Raw genomic sequence first — 13,897 nt, 5'->3', positions numbered from 1 at the left:
CACTAAGGGCGAAATTATGAATGAACAAAAGTTAAAAAAGCAAAACCGCCTGGTGGTCATTATCCTCTTACTGCTGCTGGTTGCCGGTTTAGCAATTCACCAATACTTTAACTATGCCTTGCGGCCGGTGGACTCTGCCAACCACCAGCGGGTTACGGTGACGATTCCCCGGGGGGCCACTGATGACGAAGTGGCGAAGATCTTAAAGGAAAAGCAGCTGGTCAGGAGAGCCTATGTGTTTAGCTACTACCTGCAAACGCATAAGACCAAGGGGGTCAAGGCGGGCAAGTTTAAGCTGGCCCGCACCCAGTCCGTTCCCCAGATTGCGACCGAACTGCAAAGCAGCCGGGCGGCAAAGCGTTAATTGGCGGTTGCCCGAATGTCGATAGTGCTGTATACTATTTCAGATTAAATTAAAAAAGGGAGCAGACTGCATTAATGAGTACTGAACAAAAACGGCGGCCGATTATCATTGGCGTAACCGGTGGCTCCGGTAGTGGAAAGACAACCGTTAGCAAGGCCATCTACAATCAATTAAAGGGTCAGGATATCCAAATTATTACCCAGGATACCTACTACAACGACCAGGCCGAAATGACCATGGCCGAGCGAAAGCAGGTCAACTACGACCATCCGCTGGCTTTTGATACTGATCTTTTAATCCAACAGCTGACCGACCTGCGCCATAACCGGGCGATTGAGATGCCGGTATACGACTACAAGGCCTACACCCGGTCCCAGGAAACCGTCCACGTGGAGCCAACCGAGATCATCATCCTGGAAGGAATCCTGATATTGGATGATGAGCGGCTGCGGGACCTGATGGACATTAAGGTCTACGTCGATACTGATGACGACATTCGGATTATCCGCCGGATTAAGCGGGACATGGACGAACGGGGCCGGTCCTTGGACTCCGTAATCAATCAGTACCTGGCCACCGTTAAGCCGATGTTTCATCAGTTTGTGGAACCGACGAAGCGCTATGCGGACATCATCGTTCCAGAAGGCGGTGAAAACCACGTCGCCATTGACCTGCTGACGACCAAGGTTCGTGACATCCTGGTCAAGCGGGGCCATACCTTGTAGACCAGTTTACAAGTGCTCTAATAAATGGTAATGTAACGACGTGAATTATTAATAAGGAGTGAGTGTGTTATGGCTGAAGAAAAAACTTTCCCAATGACCTTGGAAGGGAAGCAAAAGTTGGAGGACGAGCTGGAAGAATACAAAATGAAGCGGCGTCCCGAAGTAATCAAGCGGATTAAGATTGCCCGCAGTTACGGGGACCTGTCCGAAAACTCGGAATACGAATCGGCCAAGGATGAACAGGCAATGGTGGAGAGCCGAATTGCCCAGATTGAAAACATGCTGCAATACGCCGAAATTATCGACAATGAAGATGTTGATAAGGATGAAGTTTCCATGGGGCGGAGCGTTACCTTCAAGGAACTGCCGGATGAAGAACCGGAAACCTACAGTATTGTTGGTGAATCGGAATCCGACCCGCTGAACGGTAAAATTTCAAATGAATCCCCGATGGCAAAGGGCCTGTTAGGGCACAAGATCGGCGAAGAGGTTGAAATTGAAATTCCGAACGGGACGATGAAGGTTAAGATCCTTGACGTCAATTAAGCTTTGATTAAATGAACAGGGGACCAGGCCACGGGATAACCGGGCCCTGGTCCCTTTTTGGCCTGCGGAGTTCAACTTAACTAGGCCAAATAATTGGGATTTGGGCCCAAACATGGTAAAGTAGTAAGCATGAAAGGGCTGCCAAATTAGCTGGCAGCAGAGGGGATGGTTTGGATGAAATTAATTATTAGCGATCGCGTGGACCGCTGGTTCCGGGATGAGCTGGGACTGGTGAGCGGCAATGGGATTAAGTTCTACGGCAAGACCTACGGCTATACGGAAGTTCACCATGGCTTTTCACCGGCATTTACCCGGGAGGACCAGCCGGTTGAGCCGGTCTTAGAAGTTGACAAGGATGGAATCAACTATCACATTGATGAGTTGGACGAGTGGTTCTTCAAGGACCTCATTACCACCGTCGATTACGATTCCCAAAGTGCTGGTCCCGTCTACCACTTCCAACATGAGAACCAGGAAGACCAGCCGGACGTCGCTGGGATTAGCAAGGATCAGGAAGACCACCCGGATGCTTCCACCGGGGCATCAGCCCACTAAAGGCTGGCAAATTGACTTCTGAAATGAACCCCCATAGTTGGACGAAAAATTCCAGCTATGGGGGTTTTACCATGACTAAATTTAGTTTTGCAATTAAATTTAAAGCTGTTCAGATGTATCTATCCGGGAACGGTTCACGGCCATTGTCTGGTTACCGCCGCCTCCGGGATTGGTAGCGGAGGATCAGCCAGGTGCCGCCGCTGGTCAACAGGCTGGTGACTAGCCCCAGGATCAGGAACGGCGGCCGGTAAAAGAGCTTAACCTGGTGGTGGCCAGGAGCCATTGGGATCGCCATGAAGGTTCCCAGAACCGTCTTCGTCGCTGCTGGCCGGTCATCGACAATGGCGTGCCAGCCACGGGCAGCGGGAATCGTCGTCATGAGGACGCTCTGCTGGCGCTTGAGGTCCACCGTTCCTGTAATCGAGCTGCTGGAGTGGTGGCTGACTTTCAGCGGGGACTGTTTTAAGGCCTGGAGGCTGGCGTCAAAAGACCGCTGGTTGAGCTGGTAGACACTGACGTTTTGCAGCCAAGCGCTCATTTTCTTTAGGCGGAAGGTAATGGTGACGGGCCGCCCTTTTTGCCGGTGGGCAAGGTTAATGACCACGGTATCCCGATAGTTGCTGGATTGGGCGAAGGCCTTATTATTGATCGAAAGTGTGGCGTCGTCCTTTACGCTTGGTCCCACGGTAAGGTAGTAGGAATCGTTGGTTGACGGGATAAAGGTCAGCCGGATTGAGGCCGGCTTGAGGAAGTCCCGCTTTTTGAAAATCGTTCCGGTGATCTGCTTGCTCGTCTGGACATTGTTAAACTGGACGGAGTTAAAGTTCTGGACCTGGAAGAGCTGCTTGTTGACCGGCCGGCCGGCTAGGGCCTGCATAATTTGCGATTGGTAGCTGACCGGGTCGAGGGTGGTGTGCGGGAGCTGGAGGATCTCGCTGCTGGCACCAAACGCGAAGGGCAGGCTATCCGAATTATGCCGGGCGACAATGTTCGCCGTGGTGGCGGTAATTGGCAGTTGCCGCCAGTCTGGCCGGTAGCCGGAAGGGGGTAGCGCCGTGGCCGCCCAGTTTTGCTTGGCAAGGGTGTACTTAAAGCCCAGCAAGGCGTCGGTAACCTGGGTTCCGTTCGCGTAGGTTACAAAACCGTCCCCCGCTGGCTGGCCGATTGCCCCCATGAAGTTGGGAATGGCCGGCTCTAAGGTTGAGCCGAAGTGGTCCCCGGAGTTGAAGTCGCCCTGGAAGGGGTCGTCCTTGGTCCGCGTAAAGGTCTTGGCAACCCGGTAGAGGCCCCGGTCGTGCTGGCGGAGCTTCTTGGTCGCTTGGTCCAGCTGGGTGGTGTACTGGGCAAATTCACCCTGTGAGACGTAGGCAAGGTTGTTAAGGCTGGTAAAGGCGCTGGTTGCGACGTCACAGATGACCAGGCAGATCAGGAGGAGGTCGTACAGGCGGGGGGCATCTTTACGGGGGATCGCCAGGCAGGAAATGCTGATTAGCGCAAAGCCAAGGCCGATCCAGCGCTGGCTGGCGTTAAGGTAGGAGAGCTTGAGCTGACTGACGTAGGCAAAGACCGCCCCGGTGATTAGCAACAGCAGGGCCAGCTGCCAGTAACGCGGCCGAAAATTCCGCTGGAGGGTCTGGGCGGCCAGGATGATGCACCAGCAGCAGAAGAGAAAGGAAAAGCGGTAGGGGTACCAGACGGGGAACTGCCCGGCGTGCCAGAGGAGGTCCAGGGGCTCGTAGCAAAACGACAGGAGGAAAAAGAGCGTTACCCCCAGGGCCACGAGCCGGCGCCAAACCGTGACCTGCCGGTTGAAAAAGTAGAGGAAGGCCGCCATCAGCAACAGCATTCCAATGTAGATATTAGGCTGACCGCTGGGCATTTGGTCAAAGTTGAACGATCCGGGCACTAGTTTGGCCAGCATTTTAAATGGAAAGTATTCAAAGTGGCTGTGGATCACCTGCTCGGTGTAGGTTCCCTTGCTTTGCAGAAGTGCGTAGATCGTGGGAAGGAGGGTCACCGCCGCAATTCCCGCCGCCGCAAGCGAACTGAGCCCGTAACGGAGGGCTGCCCAGCCCCGGGCCCGCCAGTTGGCTGCTTCAGGCAGGAGCCAGCAGAAAAGGAGCAGCGAAAACAGGCAGATCATCCAGGCCATGTAGTAGTTGTCAATCATCATCACCGCCAGCCAGAAGATATAACATCCCGGCCGCTGGTGGTAGAATAATTTTAATAGTCCCCAAATAATTAGGGGGAGGATGACGAGGGCGTCCAGCCAAATCATGTTGAGCTGGTTGGCGATCATCCAGCCATTAAGGGCGTAAGCGGTACTGAAAGCCCAGATACGAGGCCCCTTTTGCCAGCCCGTCTTATCCAGGAGCCAGGCAAAGCTCAGCCCGGCGAGGCCGTAGCGCAGGAGCAGGATCAGCATGATCCCGGAAGTAAGGAAGCGGCCGGGGAAGAAGACCAGCAGGAGATTCAGCGGACTAAACAGGTAGTACGCATCGGTTCCCCACATTTCACCGCCCAGCCCCTTGGCAAAGGAGTAGAAAAAGCTGCTGGGGTGGTGGAGCAGGCTTGACCGGAGGTAGGCGAAAAAGTCAACGTACTGCTGACCCAGGTCCACCGTTAGCAAGCTGCTGGAACCAAAGGGCGCCATCTGCCGGTAGGCAAAGTAGCCCCCCATCAGCAGGACGGGAATCAGGAAGCTGATCCCCAGAATAAAAGAACGTTGATGAGCACGAATCGTCGTTAACACTATTAAGCAACCCCTTTGTTTTTGCATAATGACTATTATATAACGAATCGCTGCTTGAAGTTGGCAAGGAAGTTAAATTTAGGTAAATCTGTGCAGAAGGAGTTCAATTTTCGGTAAATAAAGAGTATTATTTTTTTGTTAGTGGCTGAGGGCCTAATCAGGAAAGCGCACCACTTGAAATTGCGCCCTCGTCAACGGTAAAATTTGTTAGAATAGTATTTACTACTAATGAAGGAGAATTTGATCCGGTGAAAATCTTTGATCGAATGAAGAGTGCGATTAGTTCGCACCGTAATAATAAAAGCCGAAATGCCCAGTCGATTATTCCCTTTCGGTTAAACTTCCTGTTATGGGTTGTGGGGATTCTGCTGCTGGCCCTGGCCGGCCGTTTGTTTTACCTGCAGGTCTTGAACGGGACTGCTTATAAAGCCGAGGTAAAACGGGCAGACACCACGATTCAGACCAACAATGTTCAGCGGGGAATGATCTACGATAGTCAGGGCAAGGTCCTGATCGGCAACCAGACCCACCAGGCCATCACCTATACCAAGGGGGCCAACGTTTCGACTGACGACTTATACAAGATTGCCAACCGCCTGGGCAAGTATGTATCGGTATCCAACAAGAATTCGCGGTTGACCAAGCGGAACCAGGAGGACTACTACCTGGCCGACAGCAGCCGGTTAAAGGAAGTATTAAAGCACGTCAAGACTTCCACCAATGAGTCGGACGATGCCCAGTATAATAAGGCTCTGGATTACCTGAGTGCCCACCCGTCCGCTTGGCACTTGACTGCGCAGCAGAAAAACAATGCCCGGATTTATGCCGCTATGAGCGGGGCCTACTCGCTTTCAACCACCTACATCAAGGAAACCGGCGTGACCTCCCGGGAACTATCTGAAGTCGGGGAACACCTTAGTGAGATGCCGGGGGTGAAGATTGGAACGGCCTGGACCCGGAATTACCCGCAGGGCAAGGAAATCCAGGCGCTGACCGGTGGGGTTTCGACGACCGGGCTGCCGAGCGATGAGGTCAACTCCCTCCTTTCCCAGGGTTACTCCCGGAACGACAGCGTTGGCCAAAGCTACTTGGAAAAGGGTTTCCAGGCAACCCTGGCTGGTTCAAAGTCGCAAACCGAAGTTACGACTAATGGCAATGACGTGACCAAGGAAAAGGTCAAGTACCCGGGCAAGAAGGGGGACAACCTGGTCCTAACCATTAATTCCAAGTTCCAAAAGCAAGTTCAACAGATCTTGGAACAAAACTACCCGGCTGCCGGAACCGCTTATTCTTCCGGTGTCTATGCCGTGGTAATGGACCCGAACACGGGGGCCGTTTTGGCAATGGCCGGGATTAGCCACAATACGAAGACCGGAAAACAGACGACTAATCCGATCGGGACGATTAACCAGCCGATTACCATGGGGTCGGTGGTCAAGCCGGCCACGGTGATGGGCGGCCTGATGAGCGGGGTCATTACCCCCGAAAATAACACCCTGGTTGATAAGCCGATCAGGGTCAACAGTACGCAGAAGAGTTCGTGGTTTAACCACAACGGCGGGGCCAACATGGCGGTGGACGCCGCAACCGCCCTGGAAGTTTCATCAAACTCCTACATGATGCAGATTGCGATGAAGGAAGGGAAGATGGACTACACGCCAGGGATGCAGGTAACCATGAAGCCAAGCATTTTCCAAAAGGAACGCTACTTCTTTAACATGTTTGGCCTGGGTCAGAAGACCGGGATCGACATTCCAGGTGAAACGACCGGTTATGAAGGGCCGTCTGATGCCAAGCACATCGTTTCCGCATTGGACCTGGCCTACGGAAACTACGACGGCTACACTACGATTCAGCTGGCTCAGTATATGTCAACGATTGCCAACGGGGGGAACCGGATGCGGCCATACGTGGTTAAGGAAATCCGGGGAACCAAGAGCAACGGTGAGCTGGGACCGGTCCAATCCACAACCCAGCCGCAGGTTCAGCAGGTGATTCCAGCACCGAAGTCCTACTTTGAAGTGGTTCACCAGGGCCTGTACCTGGTTACTCACGGGTCCAACGCTTACGTTACCGCTAAGAATCTGGCAAGCGTCAAACCGTCGATTTCTGGAAAGACTGGGACGGCGCAGACGATCTCGGATGGTCACGAAACGACGACTCTGAGTTTTGCGGGCTATTCACCATCTAACCACCCCCAAGTTGTTGTTGCCCTTGCGATCCCTGGTGCAACTAACGATAACGGGGAAGCCAACATCACGATGGCAAAGCAGATTTTCCAGGCCTATTGGAAGACCGTGCGGAACTCAAACCAGGTGGACGACAGCACTAATTAATGGCTGTCAAGGATTTTTCCTTAACAAACTTTGACAAAGCACTAGCCAAAACGGGCAATAAATGATATAGTTGTACGAGTTAGGGTTACGATAAATAACCGATTAAAGATTAAAAATATGTTTGGAGGTTTCAACTCATGCGTGTCAACATTACACTTGAATGTACTTCATGCCACGAACGGACTTACCTGACGAGTAAGAACCGTCGTCACAATCCCGACCGTCTTGAATTAAACAAGTACTGCCCACGGGAACAAAAGGTGACCTTACACCGTGAAACTAAGTAATTAGTTTACCAATCCTGCCAATAGCCTGTGCTATTAGCGGGATTTTTTTGTCACGAGGGACTAAGAGGAGTGAGAAAAAATGGCAGCAGAAAATCACGAAACCACCAACCAGGCAATGCAACTGATGGTCAATGCGGGGGATGCAAAAGAGGAAGCTCACCAGGCCCTTAGGGCGGCCCGCGATGGCGACTTTGACCTGGCAAAGGAGAAACTGACCGCGGCCCGGGAAAAGCTCAATGTGGCCCACAACGTGCAGACGGCCATGCTGACAGATGAAGCCCAGGGAAAGCCGGTGCAGCTGACCCTGTTAGTCGTCCACGCCCAAGACCATTTAATGACGGCGATTACCTACGTTGACCTGGTGGAAGAGCTGGTGGCCCTTTACGACCGCCTAGACCAAAGATAGGCCAGCCGCAAATTGGCTGAGAACTTGAAAAAACGCTTGCAAAAAAGATCACGAGCGGTGATAATAAATTGTTGAAACCGTTTATCATTTTAGTATAAAGGGGAGATTGTAGAATAATGACGTATTCAAAGGCAGAACTGCGTCAGGCATACATCGCCCGGCTTCAGCAGTTGGATGTCAACACCCGTCTAAAAGAGGAACAGGCCTTGGCATCGGAGCTGTATGACCAGGCGGCATGGATGAGGGCAAAGGTGATTGCCTTGACCCTTAGTCAATCGTTTGAATTTGATACTGCCCCGTTAATCCTCCATGCGCGGCATGAGGGACGCACGGTTGTGGTTCCCCGGACTCTGCCCAAGCGGCAGATGGAGTTTGTTGAACTGAAAGAAAACACGACTTTTGAGGAATCCGGCTTTGGAATCCTTGAGCCGCGGGATGGCCGTGTTTTTGGCCCGGACGAGATTGACCTGATGGTGGTTCCCGGGGTGGCCTTTACGCGGGATGGTCGGCGGCTCGGCTTTGGCGGCGGCTACTATGACCGCTACCTGGCTAACTACTGTGGCAAGACGATCTCACTGGCACTGCCGACCCAAGTGGCCGATGCTGGCGAATGGGCGCGTGAAGAGCACGACCAGCCGGTGGACCAGGTGCTTACGCTAGCGGAGCATTAAGATGAAAACTAGCTTGTGGAAAGATAATCCGGTTACGGTCGTGCTGATTGCAATCCAGCTGGTGGTCTACCTGTTGATGACCCTAGCTGGCGGCTCGACCACCCCGGCGGTTTTAATCCGCTTTGGTGCCCTGCAGGCGGCGGCAGTTCAGGCAGGCGAGTGGTGGCGCTTATTAACCCCCGTGTTCGTTCACATCGGCTTTGCCCACCTCCTGATCAATAGCATTACCCTCTACTTTATTGGAATGTATATTGAACAGCTTTTTGGTCACTGGCGGATGCTGGTGATTTACCTGGGGAGTGCCATAGTTGGCAACTTGTTGAGTGCTTACTGGCTGCCGGCCGGGATTTCAGCCGGCGCCAGCACCGGAATCTTTGGCCTGTTTGGGGCCTTTATCATGCTGGGTGCGACCTTTCGGGAAAACCAGGCACTGCGGATGCTGAGCCGTCAATTCCTGATCCTGGTGGTCTTAAACATTGCGACCGACCTGATGGTGCCGGGGATTGACCTTGCTGGGCACCTCGGCGGGTTTATCGGCGGCTTCTTGCTGGCCTACCTGGTGGGCGCTCCCCGCTTGGGCCGGGTGAACATCGTTGAACGAACCTTCGCCACCCTCGTCTTAATTGCCGGCGTGGTGGTCCTGTTTATAAAAGTGAGCTGATTGAATGGCGAGTTTACCGCGTGAATACCGGACACTGTATGATGTCCAGCAACTATTAAAGGAATTTAACGTCTTCGTGTATGTGGGCAAACGGTTGTATGACATTGAGCTGATGGCTATCGAGCTGGACCACCTCTACCAATCGGGGGTAATCGACCAGCAGGTGTACATGAAAGCTAAAATTGTCTTGCGGAAGGAACACCGGGAGGAACGTTCTCGGGAGCAGCAGGGCCGTTTGTACTAAATTTAATTGAGAGAGTTTTAGGAGGAAGAAAACATGGCAAAGAAGTTATTTGGTGTAGATCTTGGTGGAACTACGATTAAATTTGCAATTTTGACCCAGGATGGGGAGATCCAGCAGAAGTGGTCAATTCGGACGAATATCCTGGATGACGGTTCCCACATTGTCCCTGATATTGTTGACTCCATCAACCACCACCTGGACCTCTACAAGATGAGCCCAGACCAATTCATCGGGATCGGGATGGGAACCCCCGGAACGATTGACCGGGAGGAAGGAACCGTTGTGGGGGCCTTCAACCTGAACTGGAAGACAACCCAGCACGTTAAGGAGCAGATTGAAGAGGGCACCGGGATGAAGTTTGCCCTAGATAACGACGCTAACGTTGCCGCGCTCGGTGAACGCTGGAAGGGTGCCGGAAACGAGGGTGACGATGTAGCCTTCATTACCCTGGGAACCGGTGTCGGTGGGGGCTTGATCTCCAACGGCAAACTGGTCCACGGGATCGTGGGTGCCGGTGGTGAAGTCGGCCACATGATCGTTAAGCCGAATGGTTACCTGTGTACCTGTGGCAACCGCGGTTGCCTGGAACAATACGCTTCCGCTACCGGGGTCGTTCACATTGCCCAGGACAAGGCGGAAGAATACGAGGGCAACAGCCGGCTGAAGGCCATGATTGATAACGGTGACGAAATCACCTCGAAGATCGTTTTCGACCTGGCCAAGCAAAATGACTACCTGGCGAACACGGTAGTTGACGAAGTGGCCTTCTACCTGGGCCTGGCCTGTGCAAACCTCTCCAACGCTTTGAACCCAGAGTTCCTGGTTATCGGTGGCGGGGTTTCCGCTGCGGGGGACTTCCTCTTGAAGCGGGTACAAAAGAACTTTGAACAATTCGCGTTCCCGACGGTTCGGACTTCCACGAGTTTAAAGCTGGCTGAACTGGGGAATGATGCTGGGGTAATCGGTGCTGCTTCACTGGCCCGGCAATTTGCGGAAGCCTAAGTAAGGAGCGGAAAAAGTGATTTTAGGAATTAGCAAAACGTTATTGGTGATTAACCTCCTGGTGGCGTTAATCATCCTGGTATGGCTGTTTAGCTGGGGGTTCCAAAGCTGGCGGCGGAAGCACTACGCGACCGTCCTTGACCAGGAAGACTTCCAAAAGGGGATGCGCAAGGCGCAGGTAATTGACCTCCGCCAGGAAAAGGATTTTAAGGCTGGCCACATCTTAGGGGCCCGCAATTTGCCCTACATTTACCTTCGCCAGCAGTATGGTGAACTGCGGAAGGATATGCCGATTTACCTCTACGACGAAACGATGACGCTGAGTACGCAAGCGGTGGCGTTTCTCGCTAAGCACGGCTACCATAACCTCTACATTCTCCGGGAAGGTTACCGGGAATGGGATGGCAAGACCAAGAAGACGAAATATTAAAAAAGGCATGGTGAACGAAGTTGGTCACCATACCTTTTTTATATATAATGGGTGAAGGGTAAATTAAAGTTGGTGTGCGGAACGGTTCTTCCGGTTAGCTGCCCGGCGGTTCTCATCAAATTTAATTTCTTCTTCTTCAACTGGTTTGATTACGGTCTTATGGAAAGCGACCGCCCCACTGGCGATTGCGGCAAGTGTTGAGGCGGTACCAATCAAGAATCCTTTGGTAACTTGTTTCATCAAGTATCCCTCCTTATTAATCAATCTACCACTATTATGAGCGAATTGGGCCGTTTTTACCAGTCATTATCAGAAAATTTATAAGTTTATAAGGAAGTTAGTTATGGATAAAGTAATCGTAATCGTTGGCCCGACCGCGGTCGGCAAAACGGCCCTTTCAATTGAATTGGCCCGGCAAGAAGGAGGGGAAGTCATCTCCGGCGATTCAATGCAGGTGTACCGGCACCTTGATATTGGGACCGCGAAGGTTACTCCGGCGGAAATGGCGGGCGTCCCCCACCACTTGATTGATATTTGCGATGTCGATGAGCAATATTCGGCGGCCCGCTTTAAGCAGGCTGCCAGTCATTGGATTAAGGATATTCGCCGCCGCCACCGCCTCCCCATTATTGCGGGTGGGACCGGGTTATATATTCAGAGTTTAACTGATAATCTGGCCCTCGGCAATGACCAGGACGCGGCAGGAGATGCATCAATTCGGGCCCGCTGGGAACGGATTGCGGCAGCGGAGGGGAACGCCTACCTCTGGCAGCGGCTGGCGGAGCTGGATCCGGCCGCTAGCGAGAAGATCCCGGTTGGCAACCGGCGGCGACTGGTTCGGGCGCTGGAAGTGATTGAAAAAACGGGCCGGCCCTTTTCCCAGCAGCCGCAGGGGGACCGCCAGGCCGATTTCTTGCTGCTGGGGCTGAATACCGCGCGCCAGGTCCTGTATGACCGGATTAATGCCCGGGTGGACCAGATGGTTAGCCAGGGGCTGGTTGAAGAGGCCCGCTGGCTGTATCAACAGGGTGGGGTGACCCTGCCGGCGGGGAAGGGGATTGGCTACCACGAGCTGTTTGACTACTTTGCGGGACGGAGCAGTTTGGCGGCGGCAATTGACAAGGTTAAGCTCGACTCGCGCCACTACGCGAAGCGGCAGCTGACCTGGTTTCGGAACCGGATGCCGGTGCACTGGTTCGACCTGGTGAGTGGGCAGGATACAATTCAAGATATTAAGTTGCTTGTCGATGATTGGTTAAAAAAGTAAAGCTGACGAACAAATTTGGTTAGGAATGGCTAAAAGTTCCGGAATTAAATTGACTTGCCTGGTCCTGATTGTTATCCTAATAACCGTATTGAAGCGGGGCTGGTTACAATTATTTGTAAAATCCGCTAAGAAAGCCGGAATCAGCAGCTGAAACTTCATATTATTAAGAATGGCCTGGAGCTTGGATTGATTGAAAGGGAATGGAAGATATGGTAAAGCGTGAATTGTCAAAAGATGAAGTTCGCAAGATGGTCAAGGACGAAAACATTCGCTTCCTGCGCGTAATGTTTACCGATATGCTGGGGACAATTAAGAGCGTTGATTTGCCGGTCAGCCAACTGGATAAGCTGATGGACAATAAAATTATGTTTGACGGTTCTTCGATTGACGGCTTTGTCCGGATCGAGGAAAGTGATATGTACTTGTACCCAGATATGTCAACCTGGCTGGTCTTCCCATGGGGGGCTGAGCACGGGAAAGTTGCCCGGGTAATCTGCAGTGTGCAAACGGTCGATGGCAAGCCGTTTGCTGGTGACCCCCGAAATAACCTGAAGCGGGTGCTTAAGGATATGCAGAAGATGGGCTTCAAGGACTTCAACATTGGACCGGAACCGGAATTCTTCCTTTTTAAGACCGATGACCAAGGGAACCCGACCCAGACGGTTAACGACCAGGAAAATTATTTTGACATGGAACCAGCCGACCGGGGTGAGGATTGCCGCCGGGACATTGTACTGGCGCTGGAAAAGATGGGCTTTGACGTGGAAGCGGCCCACCACGAAGTTGCTCCCGGCCAGCACGAGGTAGACTTCAAGTATTCTGATGCGTTAGAAGCCGCTGATAACATTCAGACTTTTAAGCTGATTGTCAAAACGATTGCCAAGAAGTACGGCCTGCATGCGACCTTTATGCCCAAGCCCCTTTCTGGGATCAACGGGTCGGGGATGCACCTAAATATGTCCTTGTTCACGCAAAACGGGGAGAACGCCTTTTTCGATCCCGCAGATGAGCGCCAATTGTCCGAGACGGCCTACCACTTCCTCGGGGGCTTGATGAAGCACGCCCGGGCTTACACCGCGGTCTGCAACCCGATTGTCAACTCTTATAAGCGGTTGGTACCGGGCTTTGAAGCACCGGTCTACGTTGCCTGGTCAACCTCAAACCGGTCACCACTGATCCGGATCCCAAGCGATCGGGGGATGGGGACACGGGTAGAGTTGCGGTCGGCTGACCCATCCGCAAACCCCTATCTGGCGATCGCTGCCGTGCTGGAAGCCGGCCTGGATGGGTTGCGGAACCAGCTGCCAGCTATCCACGAGATTGACGAGAATATCTACCAGATGAGTAGCGAGGAGCGGCTGGAAAAGGATGTCCGCAACCTGCCGGATACCCTGCACAATGCCCTAAAGTCCCTGGCAAAGGACGATGTCGTTAAAGGGGCGATGGGAGACCACATTTACCACAGCTTTATGGAAGCCAAAACCCGTGAATACGATGCTTACCGCCAGCACGTTTCCGACTGGGAGCGGCAGCGGTATATGGAAAAATACTAGTGCTGGGCTAGTCATAAGCATTGCTATTACTGGTATAACAGGGATATAAGCATTTTATAAAAACGCCTTTGCAACAATCTTGCAACAAACTCACATTT

The 13,897-nt window shown here is 52.7% G+C and carries 16 protein-coding genes; 14 read left to right on the top strand and 2 right to left on the bottom strand.

What is annotated here, in order from left to right:
- The 4 genes from HMPREF0494_RS02860 to HMPREF0494_RS02845 all read left to right on the top strand — a co-directional run.
- The coding region (locus HMPREF0494_RS02860) for an endolytic transglycosylase MltG (RefSeq protein ID WP_007123426.1) at positions 1-364 on the top strand (364 nt) is incomplete at its 5' end.
- Positions 365-438: 74 nt separating this feature from the next.
- Positions 439-1,089 carry a uridine kinase gene (gene udk / locus HMPREF0494_RS02855; protein WP_007123425.1) on the top strand — a complete coding sequence of 217 codons (651 nt, stop codon included), beginning with the start codon at positions 439-441 and terminating at the stop codon, positions 1,087-1,089.
- Between the two features lie 69 nt (positions 1,090-1,158).
- A complete protein-coding gene (gene greA / locus HMPREF0494_RS02850) occupies positions 1,159-1,635 on the top strand; it encodes a transcription elongation factor GreA (protein ID WP_007123424.1) in 477 nt (158 codons plus the stop codon).
- Between the two features lie 174 nt (positions 1,636-1,809).
- Positions 1,810-2,190 carry a HesB/YadR/YfhF family protein gene (locus HMPREF0494_RS02845; RefSeq protein ID WP_040458702.1) on the top strand — a complete coding sequence of 127 codons (381 nt, stop codon included), beginning with the start codon at positions 1,810-1,812 and terminating at the stop codon, positions 2,188-2,190.
- A 151-nt stretch (positions 2,191-2,341) separates the two neighbouring features.
- On the opposite strand, the gene HMPREF0494_RS02840 is transcribed toward HMPREF0494_RS02845, so the two are convergent.
- A complete protein-coding gene (locus HMPREF0494_RS02840; protein ID WP_007123422.1) occupies positions 2,342-4,969 on the bottom strand; it encodes a YfhO family protein in 2,628 nt (875 codons plus the stop codon).
- A gap of 239 nt (positions 4,970-5,208) precedes the next feature.
- Between HMPREF0494_RS02840 and HMPREF0494_RS02835 the strand changes: the two genes are divergently transcribed.
- From HMPREF0494_RS02835 to HMPREF0494_RS02805, 8 genes are all read left to right on the top strand, one after another.
- Positions 5,209-7,278: a peptidoglycan D,D-transpeptidase FtsI family protein gene (locus HMPREF0494_RS02835; protein WP_007123421.1), complete on the top strand. Its 2,070-nt coding sequence runs from the start codon at positions 5,209-5,211 to the stop codon at positions 7,276-7,278.
- Between the two features lie 137 nt (positions 7,279-7,415).
- A complete protein-coding gene (gene rpmG, locus HMPREF0494_RS10925) occupies positions 7,416-7,565 on the top strand; it encodes a 50S ribosomal protein L33 (RefSeq protein ID WP_003664049.1) in 150 nt (49 codons plus the stop codon).
- A gap of 79 nt (positions 7,566-7,644) precedes the next feature.
- Entirely contained in the window at positions 7,645-7,971 is a 327-nt protein-coding gene (locus HMPREF0494_RS02830) for a PTS lactose/cellobiose transporter subunit IIA (protein WP_007123420.1), read from the top strand.
- A 116-nt stretch (positions 7,972-8,087) separates the two neighbouring features.
- Complete coding sequence (locus HMPREF0494_RS02825) at positions 8,088-8,642, top strand: 5-formyltetrahydrofolate cyclo-ligase (RefSeq protein WP_007123419.1); 555 nt, start codon at positions 8,088-8,090, stop codon at positions 8,640-8,642.
- 1 nt (position 8,643) lies between these two features.
- Positions 8,644-9,303, top strand: coding sequence for a rhomboid family intramembrane serine protease (locus HMPREF0494_RS02820; protein WP_007123418.1), 660 nt, complete (start codon positions 8,644-8,646; stop codon positions 9,301-9,303).
- 4 nt (positions 9,304-9,307) lie between these two features.
- Entirely contained in the window at positions 9,308-9,547 is a 240-nt protein-coding gene (locus tag HMPREF0494_RS02815) for a YqgQ family protein (protein ID WP_007123417.1), read from the top strand.
- Positions 9,548-9,580: 33 nt separating this feature from the next.
- Positions 9,581-10,549, top strand: coding sequence for an ROK family glucokinase (locus HMPREF0494_RS02810; protein ID WP_007123416.1), 969 nt, complete (start codon positions 9,581-9,583; stop codon positions 10,547-10,549).
- A 16-nt stretch (positions 10,550-10,565) separates the two neighbouring features.
- Positions 10,566-10,979 (top strand): rhodanese-like domain-containing protein, encoded by a 414-nt coding sequence (locus HMPREF0494_RS02805; protein WP_007123415.1) that lies wholly within the window; start codon positions 10,566-10,568, stop codon positions 10,977-10,979.
- A gap of 63 nt (positions 10,980-11,042) precedes the next feature.
- On the opposite strand, the gene HMPREF0494_RS10920 is transcribed toward HMPREF0494_RS02805, so the two are convergent.
- Positions 11,043-11,219, bottom strand: coding sequence for a DUF3042 family protein (locus tag HMPREF0494_RS10920; RefSeq protein WP_007123414.1), 177 nt, complete (start codon positions 11,217-11,219; stop codon positions 11,043-11,045).
- Between the two features lie 103 nt (positions 11,220-11,322).
- Between HMPREF0494_RS10920 and miaA the strand changes: the two genes are divergently transcribed.
- Both miaA and HMPREF0494_RS02790 read left to right on the top strand, forming a co-directional pair.
- A complete protein-coding gene (gene miaA / locus HMPREF0494_RS02795) occupies positions 11,323-12,246 on the top strand; it encodes a tRNA (adenosine(37)-N6)-dimethylallyltransferase MiaA (RefSeq protein ID WP_007123413.1) in 924 nt (307 codons plus the stop codon).
- Positions 12,247-12,455: 209 nt separating this feature from the next.
- On the top strand, positions 12,456-13,799 hold the full coding sequence (locus tag HMPREF0494_RS02790) for a glutamine synthetase family protein (RefSeq protein WP_040458699.1): 1,344 nt from the start codon (positions 12,456-12,458) through the stop codon (positions 13,797-13,799).
- Positions 13,800-13,897: the final 98 nt, after the last annotated feature.

It is taken from the genome of Limosilactobacillus antri DSM 16041, from assembly GCF_000160835.1.
Lineage (GTDB): Bacteria > Bacillota > Bacilli > Lactobacillales > Lactobacillaceae > Limosilactobacillus > Limosilactobacillus antri.
This window is presented reverse-complemented; position numbering and strand designations above follow the sequence as displayed.

Excerpts from the sequence above, each read along its gene's own strand:
- udk (WP_007123425.1), top strand. The coding sequence starts at position 439 with ATGAGTACTGAACAAAAACGGCGGCCGATTATCATTGGCGTAACCGGT.
- greA (WP_007123424.1), top strand. The coding sequence starts at position 1,159 with ATGGCTGAAGAAAAAACTTTCCCAATGACCTTGGAAGGGAAGCAAAAG.
- HMPREF0494_RS02845 (WP_040458702.1), top strand. The coding sequence starts at position 1,810 with ATGAAATTAATTATTAGCGATCGCGTGGACCGCTGGTTCCGGGATGAG.
- HMPREF0494_RS02840 (WP_007123422.1), bottom strand. The coding sequence starts at position 4,969 with ATGCAAAAACAAAGGGGTTGCTTAATAGTGTTAACGACGATTCGTGCT.
- HMPREF0494_RS02835 (WP_007123421.1), top strand. The coding sequence starts at position 5,209 with ATGAAGAGTGCGATTAGTTCGCACCGTAATAATAAAAGCCGAAATGCC.
- rpmG (WP_003664049.1), top strand. The coding sequence starts at position 7,416 with ATGCGTGTCAACATTACACTTGAATGTACTTCATGCCACGAACGGACT.
- HMPREF0494_RS02830 (WP_007123420.1), top strand. The coding sequence starts at position 7,645 with ATGGCAGCAGAAAATCACGAAACCACCAACCAGGCAATGCAACTGATG.
- HMPREF0494_RS02825 (WP_007123419.1), top strand. The coding sequence starts at position 8,088 with ATGACGTATTCAAAGGCAGAACTGCGTCAGGCATACATCGCCCGGCTT.
- HMPREF0494_RS02820 (WP_007123418.1), top strand. The coding sequence starts at position 8,644 with ATGAAAACTAGCTTGTGGAAAGATAATCCGGTTACGGTCGTGCTGATT.
- HMPREF0494_RS02815 (WP_007123417.1), top strand. The coding sequence starts at position 9,308 with ATGGCGAGTTTACCGCGTGAATACCGGACACTGTATGATGTCCAGCAA.
- HMPREF0494_RS02810 (WP_007123416.1), top strand. The coding sequence starts at position 9,581 with ATGGCAAAGAAGTTATTTGGTGTAGATCTTGGTGGAACTACGATTAAA.
- HMPREF0494_RS10920 (WP_007123414.1), bottom strand. The coding sequence starts at position 11,219 with ATGAAACAAGTTACCAAAGGATTCTTGATTGGTACCGCCTCAACACTT.
- miaA (WP_007123413.1), top strand. The coding sequence starts at position 11,323 with ATGGATAAAGTAATCGTAATCGTTGGCCCGACCGCGGTCGGCAAAACG.
- HMPREF0494_RS02790 (WP_040458699.1), top strand. The coding sequence starts at position 12,456 with ATGGTAAAGCGTGAATTGTCAAAAGATGAAGTTCGCAAGATGGTCAAG.